The sequence below is a fragment of the Bradyrhizobium sp. USDA 3397 genome, from assembly GCF_054060965.1.
Window position 1 is genome coordinate 7,979,297 of the sequence record NZ_JBSSDS010000001.1, and the last position, 19,530, is coordinate 7,998,826.

Annotated in this window: 16 protein-coding genes; 11 read left to right on the forward strand and 5 right to left on the reverse strand. The window is 64.7% G+C overall.

Going from position 1 to position 19,530, the window contains the following annotated elements; genetic code table 11:
• Positions 1–76 precede the first annotated feature (76 nt).
• Both ACVWYQ_RS37080 and ACVWYQ_RS37085 read left to right on the forward strand, forming a co-directional pair.
• Positions 77–2,443 carry an efflux RND transporter permease subunit gene (locus ACVWYQ_RS37080; RefSeq protein ID WP_271545280.1) on the forward strand — a complete coding sequence of 789 codons (2,367 nt, stop codon included), beginning with the start codon at positions 77–79 and terminating at the stop codon, positions 2,441–2,443.
• 73 nt (positions 2,444–2,516) lie between these two features.
• The gene (locus ACVWYQ_RS37085; RefSeq protein ID WP_404542458.1) at positions 2,517–3,299 is read left to right on the forward strand and encodes a class I SAM-dependent methyltransferase; all 783 of its coding nucleotides are present in this window, start codon (positions 2,517–2,519) and stop codon (positions 3,297–3,299) included.
• 16 nt (positions 3,300–3,315) lie between these two features.
• On the opposite strand, the gene ACVWYQ_RS37090 is transcribed toward ACVWYQ_RS37085, so the two are convergent.
• Entirely contained in the window at positions 3,316–4,146 is an 831-nt protein-coding gene (locus ACVWYQ_RS37090; RefSeq protein WP_404542457.1) for a hypothetical protein, read from the reverse strand.
• Between the two features lie 91 nt (positions 4,147–4,237).
• Positions 4,238–4,735: a hypothetical protein gene (locus tag ACVWYQ_RS37095; RefSeq protein WP_157281367.1), complete on the reverse strand. Its 498-nt coding sequence runs from the start codon at positions 4,733–4,735 to the stop codon at positions 4,238–4,240.
• A 457-nt stretch (positions 4,736–5,192) separates the two neighbouring features.
• On the opposite strand from ACVWYQ_RS37095, the gene ACVWYQ_RS37100 reads away from it, so the two are divergent.
• From ACVWYQ_RS37100 to ACVWYQ_RS37130, 7 genes are all read left to right on the forward strand, one after another.
• Positions 5,193–5,426: a hypothetical protein gene (locus ACVWYQ_RS37100; protein ID WP_225145159.1), complete on the forward strand. Its 234-nt coding sequence runs from the start codon at positions 5,193–5,195 to the stop codon at positions 5,424–5,426.
• A 190-nt stretch (positions 5,427–5,616) separates the two neighbouring features.
• Positions 5,617–6,501 carry a squalene synthase HpnC gene (gene hpnC, locus ACVWYQ_RS37105; protein ID WP_404542456.1) on the forward strand — a complete coding sequence of 295 codons (885 nt, stop codon included), beginning with the start codon at positions 5,617–5,619 and terminating at the stop codon, positions 6,499–6,501.
• On the forward strand, positions 6,491–7,330 hold the full coding sequence (gene hpnD, locus ACVWYQ_RS37110; RefSeq protein WP_404542454.1) for a presqualene diphosphate synthase HpnD: 840 nt from the start codon (positions 6,491–6,493) through the stop codon (positions 7,328–7,330). The genes hpnC and hpnD overlap by 11 nt, the downstream gene beginning before the upstream one ends.
• Positions 7,330–8,586, forward strand: coding sequence for a hydroxysqualene dehydroxylase HpnE (gene hpnE / locus ACVWYQ_RS37115; protein ID WP_275496554.1), 1,257 nt, complete (start codon positions 7,330–7,332; stop codon positions 8,584–8,586). Before hpnD ends, hpnE begins: the two co-directional genes overlap by 1 nt.
• Positions 8,587–8,650: 64 nt before the next feature.
• Positions 8,651–10,603, forward strand: a complete 1,953-nt coding sequence (gene shc / locus ACVWYQ_RS37120) for a squalene--hopene cyclase (RefSeq protein WP_404542451.1) — start codon at positions 8,651–8,653, stop codon at positions 10,601–10,603.
• Positions 10,537–11,349 (forward strand): phosphorylase, encoded by an 813-nt coding sequence (locus ACVWYQ_RS37125; RefSeq protein ID WP_404542448.1) that lies wholly within the window; start codon positions 10,537–10,539, stop codon positions 11,347–11,349. The genes shc and ACVWYQ_RS37125 overlap by 67 nt, the downstream gene beginning before the upstream one ends.
• A gap of 183 nt (positions 11,350–11,532) precedes the next feature.
• Positions 11,533–11,841, forward strand: coding sequence for a hypothetical protein (locus ACVWYQ_RS37130; RefSeq protein ID WP_404542446.1), 309 nt, complete (start codon positions 11,533–11,535; stop codon positions 11,839–11,841).
• Between the two features lie 348 nt (positions 11,842–12,189).
• Here ACVWYQ_RS37130 and hpnH read toward each other — a convergent pair whose 3' ends face one another.
• Positions 12,190–13,350: an adenosyl-hopene transferase HpnH gene (gene hpnH, locus ACVWYQ_RS37135; RefSeq protein WP_128262668.1), complete on the reverse strand. Its 1,161-nt coding sequence runs from the start codon at positions 13,348–13,350 to the stop codon at positions 12,190–12,192.
• A gap of 36 nt (positions 13,351–13,386) precedes the next feature.
• Entirely contained in the window at positions 13,387–14,313 is a 927-nt protein-coding gene (ispH, locus tag ACVWYQ_RS37140) for a 4-hydroxy-3-methylbut-2-enyl diphosphate reductase (RefSeq protein ID WP_157281381.1), read from the reverse strand.
• 454 nt (positions 14,314–14,767) lie between these two features.
• Here ispH and hpnN point away from each other — a divergent pair, with 454 nt between their 5' ends.
• A complete protein-coding gene (gene hpnN, locus ACVWYQ_RS37145; protein WP_404542442.1) occupies positions 14,768–17,356 on the forward strand; it encodes a hopanoid transporter HpnN in 2,589 nt (862 codons plus the stop codon).
• Here hpnN and ACVWYQ_RS37150 read toward each other — a convergent pair.
• Positions 17,324–17,986: a DUF2147 domain-containing protein gene (locus tag ACVWYQ_RS37150; protein ID WP_404542441.1), complete on the reverse strand. Its 663-nt coding sequence runs from the start codon at positions 17,984–17,986 to the stop codon at positions 17,324–17,326. The genes hpnN and ACVWYQ_RS37150 overlap by 33 nt on opposite strands.
• Before the next feature lie 141 nt (positions 17,987–18,127).
• On the opposite strand from ACVWYQ_RS37150, the gene hpnO reads away from it, so the two are divergent.
• Complete coding sequence (hpnO, locus tag ACVWYQ_RS37155; protein WP_404542439.1) at positions 18,128–19,519, forward strand: aminobacteriohopanetriol synthase HpnO; 1,392 nt, start codon at positions 18,128–18,130, stop codon at positions 19,517–19,519.
• Positions 19,520–19,530 lie beyond the last annotated feature (11 nt).

Genomic DNA, 19,530 nt, shown 5'->3' on the forward strand with positions numbered 1-19,530 from the left:
TGGTATGGCGTTTTCAAGCCGTTCGCGCGGCGCGATAAGCTCGCAAGGCCGAGCCGATTTAGGAACTGGATAAGGCATGCTCGAAAAGCACAGCGAGAATGAGGTTCATGTCGACAAGGTCGAGCAGGGACCTACGTCCTCCATCGCCTTCGGGCTGGAGCGGCTCGGGCTGATCGCCGTTCGGGCCCCGATCGTCTCCTGCATCGTCCTGCTCGCGTTGATCGTCGGCGCGGTGTTCGGGATCTACCGGATCAAGATCGACGATTCGCTGTCGCAGCTGTTCCGCTCCGACAGCCGCGAATTCCGCCAGTACGAAGAGGTGACCAAGAAGTTCCCGGCGGAGGAGTTCGATGTCCTCGTCGTGGTCGAGGGCAAGACCCTCCTGGAACGCAGCAACCTCGAGAAGCTGCGCGACTTCGTCACCGACCTGCAGCTGGTCGAAGGCACCCGCGGGCTGGTCTCGCTGTTCTCGGCGCGCCAGGCGCCGGCCCCCGGCAAGCTGCCGGCGGCCCTGTTCCCGGCCGAGCTGCCCGAGGGCGCGGCCTATGACAAGTTCATCGAGACCGTCAAGAACAACGAGATCATCCGCGGCAAGTTGCTGTCGGAGGACGGCACGCTGGCGTTGATCGTGCTGTCGCTCGATCCCGAAGTGGTCGGCTCCAACAAGCTGACCAAGACCGTCGGCGACATCCGCGCGCTGATGAAGGAGGATCTCGGCGACACCGGGCTCAACGTGCAGCTCTCGGGCGTGCCGGTGATGCAGCTCGAGATCCGCAATGCGGTCGAGCGTGACGGGCTGACCTACAACATCCTCGGCATCCTCGCCGGCTGCATCATCGCCATCATCTTCTTCCGCAAGATCTCGTTCATGATCGCCGCGGCATTCCCGCCGATGATAGCAATCCTGCTGGCGCTCGGCGCGCTCGGCTGGGCCAATTTCAATCTCAACATGTTCCTGAACGTGATGACGCCGCTCATCATGGTCATCAGCTTCTCGGACTCGATGCAGCTCACCTTCGCCGCGCGCGACCGGCTGATCGCGGGCCAGGACAAGTTCACCGCGTTCAAGAACGCGGTGCTGGTGGTGGGCCCGGCCTGCGTGCTGACGCATGGCACCGCCGGCATTTCCTTCATCGCGCTGATGTTCTCCGACTCCGACCTGATCCGCAAGTTCGGGGAGGCGGGCCTTGCCGCCACCATCATCGCGCTGGTCGCGGTGCTGTCGCTGGTGCCGGTGTTCGGCGTCCTGTTCGTGCGCAACGAGAAGGTCTTCGCGGTCAAGTTCCAGGGTGCGGACGCCGGTGTCCAGGCGCTGCGCAATTTCTGCTACTGGATCGCGGTGCGCATGGTCGGCCGGCCCGGCCTGTTCAGCCTGATCGCGGTGCTGTTCGTCGGCGGCCTCGGCGTCATCTATGCCAATCTGGAGCCGCGCTACCGGCTCGCCGACCAGGTGCCGGACAAGCGCCAGGCGGTTGCTGCCAGCGATCGGCTCGATGCCAAGCTCACCGGCGCCAATCCCGTCAACGTGCTGATCGTGTTCCCCAAGGGTGAATCGCTCTATTCACCGCAAACGCTCCAGACCATCGCCGAGGTGCATGCGACGGTCGAGAAGTCCGCAGGGGTCGGCAACGTGTGGTCGCTGGAGACGCTACGCCGCTGGCTGGCGGAGAAGGCCGGCAGTGCCGATGTCGCGACGCTGAAAGAATATGTCAGCGTCATCCCCGAGCACCTGGTGCGGCGCTTCATCGACGCCGAGCAGGACGCCGTGGTGGTGGCCGGCCGCGTGCCGGACAAGGATTCCAGCCAGCTCCTGCCGATCGTCGACAAGCTCGATTCCGAGCTCGACGCCGTCCGCAAGAAGCATCCCGGCTATGAGATCGCCGTGACGGGTCTCGCCGCCATCGCCGCGCGCAACTCGGCCAACATGATCGAGAAGCTGAACCACGGCCTCACGATCGAATTCGCGCTGGTCGCGATCTTCATCGGCCTCGCCTTCCGCTCCTGGGTGGTGACGCTCGCCTGCATCCTGCCGGGCATCTTTCCGGTGGTGATGTCGGGCACGGTGCTGTGGGCGATGGGCGAGGGCCTGCAATTCGCCAGCGTCGTCGCGCTGACCGTCTCGTTCGGACTTGGCCTCTCCGCCACCATCCACTTCCTCAACCGCCTGCGGCTGGAGAACAAGCCGGGCGTCGGCTCGGCGCTGGCGGTGGAGCGGGCGACCGTGCTGGTGGGACCTGCGCTGATCCTGACCACGGTGGTGCTGGCCTGCGGCCTCGTCGTCACCGTGTTCTCCGACCTGCCGTCGCTGCGGCTGTTCGGTTGGCTCAGCGCCTTCTCGATGGTGATGGCGCTCGTCGCCGACCTCTTCATCCTCCGGCCGACGGCGATGTGGCTGATCAATCTGCACGCCAAGCTGCACGGCCCGGACAAGCAGGCGATCTGAGTGGCTTCATCCACCGGACATGGAATCGGCGCAGTCTGAATGACTGCGCCGGAGTTCCGGTCGGGGACGAATCATGCAGTACGACGGCTCCATCGTGGCGTTTCAACAGAAGCGAGGCGGTGATTCAGCTGCTTTTTTCGTCCCGTTCCTGACATCGGGTATGACCCTGCTCGACGCGGGCTGCGGGCCCGGCACCATTACGGCAGCGCTGGCGGACCACGTCGAAAAGGCCGTCGGCCTCGATATCGAGCCGACGGCCATTACCGCCGCCAATCGGCTCGTGTCGGCGGCGGGCTCGACCAATCTGGCCTTTGTCGAAGCCGATATGACGGCGCTGCCGTTCGCAGATGGAACGTTCGACGCCGTGTTCTTTCACGCGGTGCTCTACCATCAGAGCCGGGAGATATTGGCGCGAACGCTGGCCGAAGCGCGCCGCGTGCTGAAGCCGCGCGGTCTCGTCGCAACGCGCGATGCCGACGTCGGCGGCAACGTTCTTTATCCTGAAATCGACGGCGTGCGGCTCGCGCTCGATCTCTGGCAACGCTGGTACCAGCACGACGATCCGGAGGCGCTTCGCTTCGGGCGCCGGCAGGGCTCCATCCTCCGAGCCCACGGCTTCGCGCCGGTCTGGGCCGGTGCAAGCTACGTCAACCACGGTGCCGATGCGCAGACCCGCAGCGAGGCCGTTGCCGATGCGCGGCGGAGCCTGCTGGACCTAGGACCGCAACTCGTGGGCAGTGGGCTCGCGACAGACGATGAGATCCGGGCCGCGCTTGCCGGATGGGAGGCTTGGGAACGCGATCCGGACGCGGTCTATTTCCGATGCCGGTGCGAATGCATCGCGCGAAAGGACTGATCCGGCGCGGTTCGGCTCACGCCTCGACGCGGACGATTCCGTAGGGATTGAACTTGAAGTCGCCCTCGGCGTAGTCCTGCTCCCGCGACAGCGCGAGCTTGCGGTCGCGCAGCGTTGCCTCGATGCCGCGCTCAGCCATCGCGTCCGCGATCTCGTCCATCAGCTTCACCGCGTTCCGGTCGCTGCCGCGCGATCGTGCGACATAGATGTCCGGCAGTCCGACGAGATGGAAGCCGACGCTTTCGTTGTAGGTGTCGCCGGCGAGCGGCCGCTTGGCGAAGGCGAGGCGGCAGGTCCGGGCCATGGCTGCCGTGACAAGGCCCTGGCTCGGGTTCGCGGCGGCCTTGCACTCCCGGGCCAGTTGCCGCCATCGCGCGAGGCCGTGGGCAACGCCCGCGCTTTCGCCCTTCACGGCGGTGGCGCCGGCCTCGATCATCTCCTCGACAATTCGCAAGGCGGCAGCTGAATAGGCGACCGTCTTGTGCTGCTCCATCGGCGGGCTCAGCACGTAGAGGACCGCTTTGTGATTGAGTACGGCCATTTCGTCCGCCTCGGACCACGCTTTCGGAAAGACGCGGTCCCAGCACACACCGAAAGAGCGCTCCATGTGCGGATCCGGTTTGGCTTGCGAATAGGTGCGGTCGATCTCGAAGCCGAAATCGGCGATCGTCTTCGCCACCGCCTTCGGCGGATGCAGCAGGCTTTCATTCTTGCCGAGGAAGCAGAGCACGTGACGCGGCTTCACGGACGAAGGCTGCATGTTCGCTCCCTGCTGCTCGCTGGCGAAGGCGCGGCTGGCCACGAAGAGCCCGGCGGCCTTCAGCAGATGTCTGCGGATCGGGTCCATCTCAGCAAATCCAGCCGGTCAGTTCGTGTCAGCAAAAAGCCCCCGGCTCGCGAGAACCGGGGGCATGTTCCTCATTGCGTGCGAAAGGCCTTCAGCCCTTCGTCATCGTGATGTTGACGCCGCGGATCTCGCCCTTGGACGAGATCTGCACCGTCTGCTTGGTGCCGTTGGTGCGCAGCGACAGGTTGGCGGCAAAGCCGTTGGCCTCGACGAAGACCTCGATCTGGCCGCCGCCGGCGGTGCCCTGGAGATTGCCGAAGATGTTGCGGCTGGACTCGCTCCAATTGCCGGAGATGCGGTCGCCCTGGCTCGTCACGTCGCTGGTGAGGTTGAACTTGTAGCTGTCGGAGGCGCAGCTCAGCGCCTGCTTCAGGTTGAGGCCGCTGCCGGCGACCTTATAGTCCGCCTTGCAGCGAATGCGCTCGGTGGAGCCGTCGGACAGCGACACCGTGCCGGTTCCGGTCCACGCGCCGTCGAAACCGGCAAACGGTCCGGACGACTGAGCATGACTTGCCGATGCCGAGAAGAGCAGCGCCGCCCCGATGCCGGCCGCCTTGATTGCCAGTCCAGATCGCCCAAAGAATGTCATCTCGAATATCCCGTTTTGGAACGACGTTCGCTTCGATTGAGAACGTCTCGCCACACCGAAAGTTTAGTACTCCGAGCAAGTCGCAGGTTCAAAGCCTGGCGGCCAGAGACGGCGGTTCACGCGACGCCGCCGTGCTTCCAGGGCCGCGATTTGCCGCGTTTCGTCATGTTTCCGGCAGCCGACGACGGACGAAGAGATGCAGCGCGGCAACAGGTCTGCATTAAAACGCAATGCTCCCGAATTATGATGTAGTATCAATCCCTTACATCTGTCAATGAAGGCGCGGGGAAGACCTGATTCGGCGGGGGCGGCGCCAATTTGGCCGCATTTGCCAGTGCTTGTGCCTTCTCTGAGGCCGCTACAAGCGGCGACTTGCCATCAGAACCAATCCGTTCCGGCCATCCGCCCTGCGCAGTCCGGGATCGGTGCGATTCTGCCGTCAGAATGAAGGAATACAATGCGCAATCTTCTCGTCGCTCTCACCCTGCTGTCGGCCTCCCTTTCGACGACGGCGTTCGCCCAGCAAGGGCGTGGCACGGACGCCGAGCAGAAGGCCTGCACCCGCGATGTGCAGAAGTTCTGCCGCCCGGTCATCGACCAGGGCGATTTCACCATCCTGGCCTGCCTCAAGGAGAACCGGGCCAAGATCTCGCAGGCCTGCGACCAGGTGCTGAAGAACCACAATCAATAAACTCGGCCATTGGCCCAGAAAGGCGGCCCTCGGCCGCTTTTCCGGGCCTAATCCGAAGGGGCAGCCATCGACGGACAGGATTGGTTTTGCGGCCGTATTCCCCTATATGGGGGCCGCGGCGGCGTCGCCGGCGTGAGCCCGCCCGAGCGAAAAAGCCCTTCCTGTCCAAACGATTGTAAACCAGCCCTCGATGACCTCTGCGAGCGAATTGCGATCCGGCAAGGGTGACCGCGACGAGAATTTTCCCGTCGCGTCCTGGATCATTCATCCGCGTCATCGCGCCCTGATCCTGGCCTATTACAATTTCGTCCGCACAGCCGACGACATCGCCGACCACGCGACGCTACCCGCCGACCAGAAGCTCGCTTATCTCGATCTGCTCGAGGCGGAACTGCTCGGCAGGGGCGACACCCAGCCTGAGGCCGTCAGCTTGCGCCGCGCGCTCGCCGAGCGCGGCATGGCGCCGCGTCATGCGCTCGACGTGCTGATCGCCTTCCGCATGGACGTGACCAAGCTGCGCTATGAGACCTGGGACGAGGTCATCCATTATTGCCGCTACTCGGCGATGCCGGTCGGCCGCTTCATGCTCGACGTTCACGGCGAGAGCACCTCGACATGGGCCGCCTCGGACGCGCTCTGCGCGGGCCTTCAGATCAACAATCACCTGCAGGATTGCGGCAAGGATTATCGCGAGCTCAATCGCGTCTATCTGCCGCGCGATGCGCTGGCAGCACACGGCGCCTCCGTCGAGCAGCTCGGTCTCGCGCAGTCGCCGCCGGCGATGCTGGCCTGCCTGCAGTCGCTCGCCGCACGCAACGAGGCGCTGCTCGGGGAGGGCAGGTCGCTCGCAGCCGAGATCCGGGATTTCCGTCTCGGCGTCGACGTCTCCGTCATCCAGGCCTATGCCGACCGCATCGTGCGCCTGCTCAAGGTACGCGATCCCTTGCGGGAGCGCGTGCATCTGAACAAATTCGAGCTGCTCGCCTTCAGCCTCGCCGGGATCATCGGCGAAGTTGGCCGCCGCGCGATCCGTCGCAAGGCCATTTCCAGACCGGGGACTGCCCATGACGCTTGAGGCGACCACGCCCGGCGCCAATTACGGCCCGACCGCATCCGGCAGCTCGTTCTATGCCGCGATGCGCATCCTGCCGCGTGATCAGCGCGAAGCGATGTTTCAGATCTACAGCTTCTGCCGCCAGGTCGACGACATCGCCGATTCCGACGGCCCGCGCGCCGAGCGGCTCGCCGCACTTCAGGAATGGCGCAACGATATCGACGCGCTCTATCAGGGCCATCCGCCGCCGCGGCTGAAGGACTATGTCGCCTCGGTGAAGACCTTCGGGCTCAAGCGCGAGGATTTCCTCGCCATCGTCGACGGCATGGAGATGGACGTGCCGCAGGATATCCGTGCGCCCGACATGGCGACGCTGGATCTGTATTGCGACCGTGTCGCCAGCGCCGTGGGGCGGCTGTCGGTGCGCGTGTTCGGCATGCCCGAGGAAGACGGCATCCTGCTCGCGCACCACCTCGGCCGCGCGCTGCAGCTCACCAACATCCTGCGCGACATCGACGAGGACGCCGGCCTTGGCCGGCTCTATCTGCCGCGCGAGGCGCTGCTGCATGCCGGCATCACCTCTGATGATCCGAACCGCGTGATCGCCGAGCGCGCGCTGCCGAAGGTCTGCATGCCGCTGGCGCAGCGCGCCAAGGTGCATTTCGAGAAGTCGGACGAGATCATGAACCGCAACAGGCGCCGCGCCGTGCGCGCGCCGCGGATCATGTCGAAATACTACCATTCCATTCTGGACCTCCTGATCGCGCGCGGCTTCACCGCGCCGCGCGAGCCGGTGCGTGTGTCGAAGATCACGCGCATCCTGATCCTGCTCCGTTACGCTTTCATCTGATGCAAAACACAGCTCACATCATCGGCGCTGGAATTTCCGGCCTCTCCGCCGCCGTGCGGCTCGCCAATGCCGGCTTCAAGGTCGCCGTGCACGAGGCGACGCACCAGGCCGGCGGCCGCTGCCGGTCCTATTTCGACGGCGCCACCAATCTCACCATCGACAACGGCAATCATCTGCTGCTGTCGGGCAACAGCCATGCGCGCGCCTATGCGCGCGCGATCGGCACCGAGGCGGGCCTGGTCGGCCCCGAGCGGGCGCAATTTCCGTTCGTCGATATCAAGACCGGGCAGCGCTGGCAGATCGATCTCGGCGATGGCCGGTGGCCGACCTGGGTGCTCGACGAAAGCCGCCGCGTGCCCGACACCGGCCTTTCCGATTATCTCAAGCTGGCGCCGCTGATCTGGGCGTCGGAGGAGACGCTGGTCGGCAAGTCGATTCCGACCGAGGGCATCCTCTATCAGCGCCTGGTGCAGCCGCTGCTGCTGGCAGCTCTCAACGTCGATCCGCCCGAGGGCTCGGCCGGGCTCGCCGGCGCAATCGTGCGCGAGACGCTGCTTGCGGGCGGGCAGGCCTGCCGCCCGCTGATCGCGCGTGATGGTCTCAGCGCGGTTCTGATCGAGCCCGCCGTGAAGTTTCTGCAGGAGCGTGGCCACACCGTTCAGCTCGGCCATGAGCTGCGCTCGTTCGTCAGCACGGACGGCAAGTTGACCGCACTGAATTTCGGCAGCGAGGATTTGATCCAGCTCGGCGCGGGCGATGTCGTCGTGATGGCGGTGCCGCCGCGCGCGGCAGCCAACCTGCTGCCGGGGCTGAAGACGCCGACCGAATTCCGCGCCATTGTGAACGCGCATTTCCGCTTTGAGCCGCCGCCGGGCTCGGCGCCCATCCTCGGCGTGATCGGCGGCGTGGTGGAATGGCTGTTCGCGTTCCCGAACCGGCTCTCGGTGACCATCAGCAATGGCGACCGCCTGGTCGACATGCCGCGCGAGGAACTGGCGCAGACGATCTGGAACGAGGTCTGCCAGGCGGGAGGTGTCTCCGGCGAGCTGCCTCCTTGGCAGATCGTGCGCGAGCGCCGCGCCACATTTGCGGCGACGCCGGCCCAGAATGCCCTGCGTCCCGGGCCGGTCACTGCGCTGAAAAACCTGTTCCTCGCCGGCGACTGGACTGCTACGGGATTGCCAGCAACCATCGAGGGATCGGTCCGGTCGGGTGACCGCGCCGCCGATCTGGTTCTGGCCGCCAAAGAATCCTGAAAGGCGGCCCGACGGGCAATTGTCCCGGTCAACTTTCAATCGAGTATCGGAGCAATCGAGCGACATGGATTCCGTGACCGCGACCAGCCGCGAAGCTTTGGAATCGAGCATTGCGTCGGCCACCCAGGGCATCCTCGGCTTCCAGCAATCCGACGGCCATTGGGTGTTCGAGCTCGAGGCCGACTGCACGATTCCGGCCGAGTACATCCTGCTGCGCCATTACCTCGCCGAGCCGGTCGACACCGTGCTCGAGGCCAAGATCGGCAACTATCTGCGCCGCATCCAGGGCCCCCATGGCGGCTGGCCGCTGGTGCATGACGGCGAGTTCGACATGAGCGCCAGCGTGAAGGCGTACTTCGCGCTGAAGATGATCGGCGACTCCGTCGACGCGCCGCACATGGTGCGCGCGCGCGAGGCGATCCACGCTCGCGGCGGCGCGATCAACAGCAACGTCTTCACCCGCTTCCTGCTCGCGACCTTCGGTGTCGTGACCTGGCGCGCGGTGCCGGTGCTGCCGATCGAGATCGTGCTGTTGCCGTTCTGGTCGCCGTTCCACCTCAACAAGATCTCCTATTGGGCGCGCACCACTATGGTGCCGCTGATGGTGATCGCCGCGCTGAAGCCGCGCGCAAGGAATCCGAAAGGCGTCGGCATCGACGAATTGTTCCTGCAGGACCCGCGCTCGATCGGCATGACCGCCAAGGCGCCGCACCAGAGCATGGCCTGGTTTCTGTTGTTTCGTTCGCTCGATGCGATCCTGCGCGTGATCGAGCCGCTGTTTCCGAAGAGTCTGCGCAAGCGCGCGATCGACGCCGCGCTCGCCTTCACCGAGGAACGGCTCAACGGCGAGGACGGCATGGGCGCGATCTACCCGCCCATGGCCAACATCGTCATGATGTACGACGCCCTCGGCAAGGACGAGAACTTCCCGCCACGCGCGATCACGCGCCGGGGCATCGACAAGTTGCTCGTCATCAAGGACGACGAAGCCTATTGCCAGCCCTGCGTCTCTCCGGTGTGGGACACGACGCTCACCGCGCATGCGCTGCTGGAGGCCGGCGGTGACAAGGCGGTGCCGGCCGCCAAGCAGGGCCTCGACTGGCTGATCCCGAGGCAGGAGCTCGAGGTGAAGGGCGACTGGGCAGTGAAGCGGCCCGACGTGCGCCCGGGCGGCTGGGCCTTCCAATACAACAATGCCCATTATCCCGATCTCGACGACACCGCCGTCGTGGTGATGTCGATGGACCGCATGCGCCGGGAGCACGGTGCGGCCGGCTATGACGACGCGATCGCCCGCGGCCGGGAGTGGATCGAGGGCATGCAGAGCGACGACGGTGGCTGGGCCGCCTTCGACGTCAACAACCTCGAATATTACCTCAACAACATCCCGTTCTCGGACCATGGCGCGCTGCTCGATCCGCCGACCGAGGACGTCACGGCGCGATGCATCTCGATGCTGGCCCAGCTCGGTGAGACCGCCAAGACCAGCAAGCAGGTGGCCGCCGGGGTCGCCTATTTGCGGAAGACCCAGCACCCGGAAGGGTCCTGGTACGGCCGCTGGGGTATGAACTTCATCTATGGAACCTGGTCGGTGCTGTGCGCCCTCAACATGGCCGGCGTCGACCACAAGGACCCCATGATCCGCAAGGCGGCGGCCTGGCTGACCTCTATCCAGAACGACGACGGCGGCTGGGGCGAGGACGCCGTCAGCTACCGGCTCGACTACAAGGGTTGGGAGGCCGCCCCCTCGACCGCCTCGCAAACGGCATGGGCCTTGCTTGCCCTGATGGCGGCAGGCGAGGTTGATCACCCGGCCGTCGCCCGCGGGGTGGAGTACCTGATTGCAACACAAGACAAAAAAGGACTGTGGGACGAGCAGCGGTACACCGCCACAGGCTTCCCCCGCGTGTTCTATCTACGTTATCATGGTTACCCAAAGTTCTTTCCGCTGTGGGCGTTGGCGCGGTATCGGAACTTGCGGAACACCAACAGCAGGGTGGTAGGGGTCGGAATGTGACTTTGGGGACGGGGGACTATTTTACCGTGGGTCAGGCCATCGACCCGCGGCCGATACTGATCGTGACCGGATTGGTGCAGGAGGCCCGCATCGCGGCCGGGCCCGGAATGGCGGTCATCTGTTCATCCAGCAGCCCGACCCAGTTGCGGGCGCTTCTGACGGTGGTGGATCCTGAGACGATTCGCGGCGTGATCTCATTCGGCGTGGCCGGCGGGCTCGACCCGAGCTTGCGCTCCGGCGACGTCGTGCTGGCGACTGAAGTGCTCTCCGGCGACACCCGCTGGGCCGCCGGCCTGTCGCTCGGCGACGAGCTGATCGAGCGCCTGACCTCCGGCCGCCGCCGCGTCGTGCGCGGCAGCCTCGCCGGTGCCGAGGAAGTGGTCACGAAGCGCTCCTGCAAGGCGGCCCTGCACTCCGAGACGGGGGCCGCCGCGGTCGACATGGAAAGCCACATCGCCGCGGCCTACGCCGCCGAGGCCGGGCTGCCCTTCGCCGCGGTCCGCGTCATCAGCGACCCCGCCCACCGCGCGCTGCCGGCGCTGGCCCGCGCCGCGATCAAGCCGAACGGCCAGATCGACCTCGGAGCCGTGCTGCGCGGCATCGTGCGCAATCCGGCAACGCTGCATGCCCTGGTCTCGACCGGCATCGACTTCAACCGCGCCCTGCGGTCGTTGCGCGGCTGCCGCGATTATCTGATCGGGACGGAGTTCGTCGAGAGCGAGCCCTTGGTGTCGAAGGCGGCGTGAGCGGGGGCTTCGATCTGAGTATAAAGAAAGGGCCCGGTCGCCATTGGCGTCCGGGCCTTTTTATTTTAGTGACGGTAGCAGCCCGGTAGGTTGGGCTGAGCCCTTGCAAAACCCATCTCTTGCCGATCACCGCTCTCCGTAATCGCGGTCATCATCTGACAGATCGTCCGCCCAATCGGCTGGATGACGCTGGTGCGTCTTACGTTGACGCACCTGTCGCATTCCGACGCCGCCTCCTATAGGCTTGGCACTATGGATCGCCAAATTACCCCCGTTCTGCATCTTGATGAGTTGCAAGCATATGATGCCATGGTGGAGTTCCTTGACGCCTATTGGCGTCGTGACGGAATGCATTCTGACGACATAGCCATGCTTCTCGGCGGCCTTTCAAGGTCCACCTTGACCGACAAATTTCCGAGCGATCCAGCAATGTGGGAAGACTGGATGACGGCTGTTGGCAAGGTGAAAGGGGCTAGCTCCAATGCCGACTGACGTAAAGGCGAGAAGCGCCCCGTCGGCGTGATCGGCAAAGCCGTGATGGTCGCGAAGATCGCGACAGGGGTGCCGTGGTTCTACTGTGCATGGGGTTGTTTTTCATTTTTTGCAGAAGGGGCGCCCCGAGCCGGCCAACCGAGGAGGGAAGGGAACGCAGCCCGCGGATCGACTCAGGTCTCCTTGGGCGCTCGCGGCGAACAAGCAAAAAAAGGCCCGGTTGCCATCGGCGTCCGGGCCTTTTTGTTTCGACGTTCGTCGCTCGGATGGAGCGAAGCGTAATCCGGGGCCTTGGAGAGACCATCCCGGACTTCGCTTGCGCTCCATCCGGGCTGCGGGCTCTGCGCTTTACGCCGCCGTCGACGCCTTCTGCGCTGCTTTCGCCTGCGCAGCCGCAGCTTCGTCCTTGCGGATCTCCGAGAGCTTCTTCTGGACCTGCTCGGAGAAGATGTACTGCGCCGGGCGCTGCTTGGAGAGGTCGATCTCCGGCGCCATCGGGCCGCTCGTCCGCACGCCGCGCAGCGCCACCCACATCGCCTTCAGCGGATTGTTGAGCGCTGCGGTCGCGGCCGTGGGCTCGTAGCCGCAATGGGCCATGCAGTCGGCGCACTTCTCGTACTTGCCGGTGCCGTAGGAATCCCAGTCGGTGGTCTCCATCAGCTCCTTGAAGGTTTTCGCGTAGCCTTCACCGAGCAGGTAGCAGGGCTTCTGCCAGCCAAAGATGTTGCGCGCGGGCATGCCCCATGGGGTGCATTCGTATTCCTGGTTGCCGGCGAGGAAGTCCAGGAACAGTCCGGAATGCATGAAATTCCACTTCTTGCCCTTGCCCATCGCAAAGACGTCGCGGAACAGCTTTTTGGTCTTGGTGCGGTTGAGGAAGTGCTCCTGGTCCGGCGCGCGCTCGTAGGCGTAGCCCGGGGACATCGAGACGCCGACGCCGAGCTCGGTGGTGAGGTCGAGGAATTTGGCGATCTCCTCGGCCGGGTGGCCGTCGAAGATGGTGGCGTTGACGTTGACGGTGAAGCCGCGCGCCTTGGCCGCCTTGATCGCCGACACCGCGCGGTCGAACACGCCCTTCTGCGACACGGCCTTGTCGTGGTGGTCGCGCAGGCCGTCGAGATGCACCGAGAAGAACAGATAGGGCGAGGGCTCGAACAGATCGAGCTTCTTCTCCAGCAGCAGCGCGTTGGTGCAGAGCGAGACGAACTTCTTGCGCTCAACGAGGCCGCGCACGATCTCGCCGATCTCCTTGTGAATCAGCGGCTCGCCGCCGGGAATGGCGACCATCGGCGCGCCGCACTCGTCGGCGGCGTCCCAGCACTCCTGCGCCGTCATGCGGCGGTTGAGGATCGCATCGGGATAATCGATCTTGCCGCAGCCGACGCAGGCGAGGTTGCAGCGGAATAGCGGCTCCAGCATCAGCACGAGCGGATAGCGCTTGCGGCCAAGCAGTTTCTGCTTGAGCAAATAGCCGCCGATACGCATTTCCTTGAAGAACGGGATGGCCATTACAGGTTTCTTTCTGGGCTTTTTAATTCGGGTGGGTCAGCTCGCGGCCAGTTGGGCCGGAAGCCGGAATTCGATGTTTTCCTCGCGGCCCGGCAACACCGAGACCTTTACCGGTCCGATCCGCCGCATCGCTTCGATCACGTCATCCACGAGTACCTCGGGCGCCGAAGCGCCGGCCGTGACGCCGACGGTCCTGGCATCCTTCAACCACTCCGGATTGAGCTCGCTGCCGTCGGCAATCAAATAACTCGCGACGCCGGCCTCAGTGCCGATTTCGCGGAGCCGGTTCGAGTTCGAGCTGTTGGCAGCGCCCACCACCAAGATCACGTCGACCAGCTTGCTCAAGTCCCTTACCGCAGATTGGCGGTTCTGTGTCGCATAGCAGATATCCCGGATATCCGGACCTTGAATGTCTGTAAAGCGGGCCTGAAGGGCCGCGATGATGTCCTTGGTGTCGTCGACCGACAGGGTGGTCTGGGTGATGTAGGCCACTGGCGTATCCGCCGGCAGGGTCAGCGCCTTAACCTCTTCAACGCTCTGGACGAGCTGCACCGGCCCCGGGACCTGGCCCATCGTGCCCTCGACCTCGGGATGGCCGGCATGGCCGATCAGGATCAGGGTGCGGCCCTTGCCGATGTAGCGCTTCCCCTGATTGTGAACTTTCGTGACCAGCGGGCAGGTGGCATTGAGCACCGGAAGGTCGCGCGCGGCGGCCTCTTCCTCGACGCTACGGGCGACGCCATGGGCGCTGAACACCGTCACCGCCTTCGGCGGTACCTCGGAGAGTTCCTCGACGAAGATGGCGCCTTTGGCCTTCAGGCTCTCGACGACGTATTTGTTGTGCACGATCTCATGGCGCACGTAGACGGGCGGGCCGTACTTCTCCAGCGCCCGCTCCACGATTTCGATTGCTCGCACCACCCCCGCGCAGAAGCCGCGCGGTTGCGCCAGATAAACTTCCATTGGACGCCCATCACGCAAGTTGCACCAATCCGCTCTTTGCAGTCCCCAAGCGGCACTCCGATACTGACCAATGAGTTGCAATATCCGCACCATTGGTTCGCGCCTGCGGTAGCCACCCACCCCTGTGGACGGCTCCGGCGCATGGAGGCGCAATACTTTGTGTCAAAAAATCGGCGGTAGGGGAAGGTGGAACCGCTGAGGGAGGCGTCCGAGGTATTTTAGTAGGGATTGTGGTGTGCCTACGTGCGCGACATTCCTGCATAGTCCTTCGTCACGTTCCCGCCTCAACTCCCTGGCTATACCGGCCGCCCCGCATGATTTTGCCACGGTCTCCCGCCGTTTACCTCGAACCTTCTGGCGGCGAGAACCACCCAAAACAGCAATAGGTTTCGGCCGGGAACTCCGATAAACAGCGGGCGTTTCCGGCAAGCTGTTAACCGCAGAAAGAAAAGAAGTGCTGCAAAGCGTCGTCGTTGCCATCGTCAGGGCCTGCACCCGGTTTGCCTCCCTCGTCGTCGTTCTCGGGCTCCTGCTGTCGGTGGGGGCGGGCTATTACGCTGCGCGCCACTTCGCCATCAACACCGATATCAACTCGCTGATTGCCCAGAATCTGGACTGGCGGCAGCGTGACCAGCAATTCGACAAGGCGTTCGATCAGAACGAAATGATCCTCGCTGTGGTCGAGGCCAGGACGCCGGAAATGGCGAGCGCCGCGGCAGACGCGCTCTATGCCAAGCTGAAGGACGACAGGACCAACTTCCACTCGATGCAGCAGCTCGGCAGCGGCGCGTTCTTCGAGCGGAACGGCCTGTTGTTCCTGCCGACCGAGGAGGTCGGCAAGATCACCGGCCAGTTCGAAGCCGCCGCGCCGCTGATCGAGATCATGGCCGGCGATCCCTCGATCCGCGGCCTGACCGGGGCGCTGGAGACCGGCCTTGCCGGCGTCAAGCGGGGCCAGGTCAAGCTCGACAGCACCGAGCGGCCCTTCAACCTGATCGCGCAGACAGTCGAGACCGTGCTCAACAAGGGCAACGCCAGCTTCTCCTGGCGCGAACTCGTCAGCGACGAGCCGCTCAAGGATTCCGACAAGCGCACCTTCATCGAGTTCAAGCCGATTCTCGACTACAACGCGCTGGAGCCCGGCAAGGATGCGACCGACGCGATCCGGAAAGCGGCGGCGGATCTGGATTTTGCTGGCAAATACCAAGCGCGGGTGCGGCTGACCGGCCCGGTGCCGATCGCCAACGAGGAATACGCGACCGTTCAGGAGGGCGCTGTCGTCAACGCCGTCGGCACGATTCTCGTCGTGCTGGTCATCCTATGGCTCGCGCTGCATTCGTCGAAGATCATCTTCGCGGTGTTCGTCAATCTGTTCGTCGGCCTGGCGATCACGACAGCAGCCGGCCTGATGATGGTCGGATCGTTCAACCTGCTGTCAATTGCGTTCGCGGTGCTGTTCGTCGGCCTTGGAGTCGATTTCGGCATCCAGTACAGCGTCCGCTACCGCTCGGAGCGCTACAAGCACGACGATCTCGCCGGCGCGCTGGTGCTGGCAGCCAAGCGCTCGGCGGTGCCGCTGTCGCTGGCGGCGATGGCGACGGCCGCGGGCTTCCTCTGCTTCATGCCGACCGACTACAAGGGCATCGCAGAGCTCGGCCAGATCGCCGGCGTCGGCATGCTAGTGGCGTTCATCTCGTCGATCACCGTGCTGCCGGCGCTGCTCAAGCTTCTGAACCCGCCCGGCGAGCCGGAGCCCGTCGGCTACGCCTTCCTGGCGCCGCTCGACCACTTCCTCGAAAAGCATCGGGTGCTGATCGTCGGCGGCACGCTGCTGCTCGCGCTCGGCGGCCTGCCGCTGCTCTACTTCATGAAGTTCGACTTCAACCCGATGAACCTGCGCAATCCGCACGCCGAGTCGATCGCGACCTTCCTCGATCTGCGCAAGGATCCGAACACCGGGGCCAATGCCGTCAACGTGATGACGACGTCGGAAGAGCAGGCGAAGCAGGTCGAGGCGAAGCTGGAAAAGGTGCCTGAGGTGCTCAGGGTGATGTCGCTCGACAGCTTCGTGCCGCAGGACCAGCCGCCGAAGCTGAAGCTCATCGCGCAGGGCGCCAAGGTGCTGAATCCCGCCCTCAACCCCGATCAGATCGATGCGGCGCCGACGGACCAGGAGAATGTCGAATCGCTGAAATCTTCGGTCGACAATCTGCGCCGGACGGCGGGCGACGCGAAGGGCCCTGGCGCTGTCGCCTCACGCCGTCTCGCCGGCGCGCTCGAAAAGCTCGCCAGTGCCGACGAGGCCACACGCAACAAGGCGCAGGACGTGTTCGTCACGCCATTGAAGATCGTGTTCGATCAGCTCCGCAACGCGATGCAGGCCGGGCCCGTCACACTGAACTCATTGCCGCCCGAGCTCGTCAGCGCCTGGAAGAGCAAGGACGGCATCATCCGTGTCGAGGCGCTGCCCAAGGGCGATCCCAACGACAACGATACGCTGCGCAGATTTGCGGCAGCGGTGCTCCAGGCCGAGCCGACTGCGATCGGCGGGCCGGTCTCGATCCTGAAATCCGGCGATACCGTCGTGAAGGCGTTCATCCACGCCGGCATCTATGCGCTGCTGGTGATCGGGCTCCTGTTGTGGATCACGCTCCGTCGCTTCGTCGACGTGCTGATGACGCTGGTGCCGCTTCTGGTTGCCGGCGTGGTGACGCTCGAGATCTGCGTGTTGATCGGACTGCCGCTGAACTTCGCCAACATCGTCGCGCTCCCGCTGCTGCTCGGTGTTGGCGTGGCGTTCAAGATCTACTATGTCGTGGCCTGGCGCTCGGGCAGGACGAACCTGCTCCAGACCAGCCTGACGCGCGCGATCTTCTTCAGCGCGCTGACCACGGCGACCGCGTTCGGCAGCCTGTGGCTGTCGAGCCATCCCGGCACGTCCAGCATGGGCAAGCTGCTGGCGCTCTCGCTGGTGACGACGCTCGCCGCCGTGCTGCTGTTCCAGCCGGCCCTAATGGGCAAACCCCGCAATCTCAGGGAGTAGGCAGATGTCGCCGACCGGGTCGGCGGCGCCCTTCTGACCGGGCTTGGCTGCGCCGGCGGCCTTGGGAGCAGCAGGTGCAGGCGTGGTGGTGCCGCTCCCGGCTTGGGCTGCTTGGGCCCCTTGCCCCGCTTGCCCCCCTTGGGGCTTCGGCGCAGTGCCGCTGGATTTCGCTGCGCCCTTGGCCATGGCGTTGGCAGGGCTCGAAGGGATCGGCGGGCCGACCCGGGTCCAGGTTTCGCCGCCGCAGAGGAAGCCCATGACGCAGCCCTTGATCTCGAGCTGGTCGGGACCGGCCGGCGTGATGGTCGCGCTGTAGAGCTGGCCGTCGTTGGCGTTGTAGACCTGTCCTTCCCACTGATCGACGCCGGGCTTCTTCTTCATGTCGATCAGGGTTGCCATGCCGAGCGTCGGCCTGTTCTTTTTCGAGGCGTCCGGATTGTTCTGGTCGCGTCCGCCGGGCTGTTTTTCCCAGGAAACCGCGCCCCACATGCTGCCATAGCATTGGGCGACGCGAATGTTGGCAACGCCGTCGGCGACCCGCCAGTCGCCGGTCGGATCCGCGGCGAGCGCGGGCGTCGGGCCGGCGTAACCGCCAGCCAGTATTAGTCCGGTGTAAAGGGCCAAACGCATGTGTGTTCCTTGGCAGTGCAACATGGTCTAAAGCTGTGCTTGCGAAGATGGTCCGAAAAAGGGCAAAAGGCCGCACAGACCGTTTTCAGCAACGGTCCGTTTTCAGTTGACGAGACGGCCCTCAACCGAAGTATGTAGCGGATGCACAGCCCAAATCCAGACATGTCTCAGCTATTCGCGGACCGTCAGGCCCAGCGCAGCACCCTGCATAACCGGTATCTGAACGAGCAGTTCGTCCGGGTTCTCAAGACCATCGGCTACGATGTCGGCTTTCAGAAGGGGCATGGGCAGTATCTCTACGACCGCGAGGGTGCGCGCTATCTCGACCTGTTGTCCGGCTTCGGCGTGTTCGCGATCGGGCGCAACCATCCCGTCATGCGCGAGGCGCTCAAGAGCGTGCTCGATGCCGACCTGCCCAACCTCGTCCAATTCGACGTCTCGACGCTCGCCGGTGTGCTGGCCGAGCGCCTCCTGAAATACGTTCCCTATCTCGACAAGGCGTTCTTCGCCAATTCCGGCGCGGAATGCGTCGAGGCCGCGATCAAGTTCGCGCGCGGCGCGACGGGGCGTCCCGGCATCGTCTATTGCGCCCACGGCTACCACGGGCTGACCTACGGCGCGCTGTCGCTGACCGGCGATTCGAATTTCCGTACCGGCTTCGAGCCGCTGCTGCCGGGCTGCACCGCGATCCCGTTCAACGACCTGGCCGCGCTGGAAAAGGCGCTGGCCTCGCGCGAGGTCGCCGCCTTCGTCGTCGAGCCGATCCAGGGCAAGGGCGTCAACATGCCCAGCGACGAGTTCCTGCCCGGCGCGGCCGCACTCTGCAAGAAATACGGCACGCTGTTCGTCGCCGACGAGATCCAGACCGGCATGGGCCGCACTGGCCGCTTCCTGGCGGTCGAGCATTGGAACGTCGAGCCCGACATGGTGCTGCTGTCGAAGTCGCTGTCGGGCGGCCACGTGCCGGTCGGCGCCGTGCTGACGCGCAAGAGCATCTTCGACAAGATCTTCAACCAGATGGACCGCGCGGTGGTGCACGGCTCCACCTTCTCCAAGAACGACCTCGCGATGGCCGCGGGCATCGCCACGCTCGACGTCATGGAATCGGAGAAGCTGATCGATGCAGCCGCCAAGCGCGGTGCCGAGCTGCGCCTCGCGCTGACGCGCATGGTGCCGGGCTACGAGCTGCTCAAGGAAGTCCGCGGCAAGGGCCTGATGATCGGCATCGAATTCGGCCCGCCGAAATCGTTGCGCCTGCGGGCCTCCTGGAACGTGCTGGAGACCGCCAACAAGGGCCTGTTCTGCCAGCTCATCACCGTGCCGCTGTTCAAGGATCACAAGATCCTGACGCAAGTCGCTGGCCACGGCAGCCACACCATCAAGCTCTTGCCGCCGCTCACCATCACCGAGGAAGACTGCGCCTGGATCGAGCGCGCCTTCGACGACGTCATCGCCGGTAGCCACAAGGTCCCCGGTGCGATCTGGTCGCTCGGTAAGACGCTGGTGGACAACGCGGTGCGACGGTCGGCCTAGAGACGATCGCT

Bases quoted from the DNA above. Each gene is read 5' to 3' on its own strand.
- ACVWYQ_RS37080 (WP_271545280.1), top strand. From the start codon at position 77: ATGCTCGAAAAGCACAGCGAGAATGAGGTTCATGTCGACAAGGTCGAG.
- ACVWYQ_RS37085 (WP_404542458.1), top strand. From the start codon at position 2,517: ATGCAGTACGACGGCTCCATCGTGGCGTTTCAACAGAAGCGAGGCGGT.
- ACVWYQ_RS37090 (WP_404542457.1), bottom strand. From the start codon at position 4,146: ATGGACCCGATCCGCAGACATCTGCTGAAGGCCGCCGGGCTCTTCGTG.
- ACVWYQ_RS37095 (WP_157281367.1), bottom strand. From the start codon at position 4,735: ATGACATTCTTTGGGCGATCTGGACTGGCAATCAAGGCGGCCGGCATC.
- ACVWYQ_RS37100 (WP_225145159.1), top strand. From the start codon at position 5,193: ATGCGCAATCTTCTCGTCGCTCTCACCCTGCTGTCGGCCTCCCTTTCG.
- hpnC (WP_404542456.1), top strand. From the start codon at position 5,617: ATGACCTCTGCGAGCGAATTGCGATCCGGCAAGGGTGACCGCGACGAG.
- hpnD (WP_404542454.1), top strand. From the start codon at position 6,491: ATGACGCTTGAGGCGACCACGCCCGGCGCCAATTACGGCCCGACCGCA.
- hpnE (WP_275496554.1), top strand. From the start codon at position 7,330: ATGCAAAACACAGCTCACATCATCGGCGCTGGAATTTCCGGCCTCTCC.
- shc (WP_404542451.1), top strand. From the start codon at position 8,651: ATGGATTCCGTGACCGCGACCAGCCGCGAAGCTTTGGAATCGAGCATT.
- ACVWYQ_RS37130 (WP_404542446.1), top strand. From the start codon at position 11,533: ATGACGCTGGTGCGTCTTACGTTGACGCACCTGTCGCATTCCGACGCC.
- hpnH (WP_128262668.1), bottom strand. From the start codon at position 13,350: ATGGCCATCCCGTTCTTCAAGGAAATGCGTATCGGCGGCTATTTGCTC.
- ispH (WP_157281381.1), bottom strand. From the start codon at position 14,313: ATGGAAGTTTATCTGGCGCAACCGCGCGGCTTCTGCGCGGGGGTGGTG.
- ACVWYQ_RS37150 (WP_404542441.1), bottom strand. From the start codon at position 17,986: ATGCGTTTGGCCCTTTACACCGGACTAATACTGGCTGGCGGTTACGCC.
- hpnO (WP_404542439.1), top strand. From the start codon at position 18,128: ATGCACAGCCCAAATCCAGACATGTCTCAGCTATTCGCGGACCGTCAG.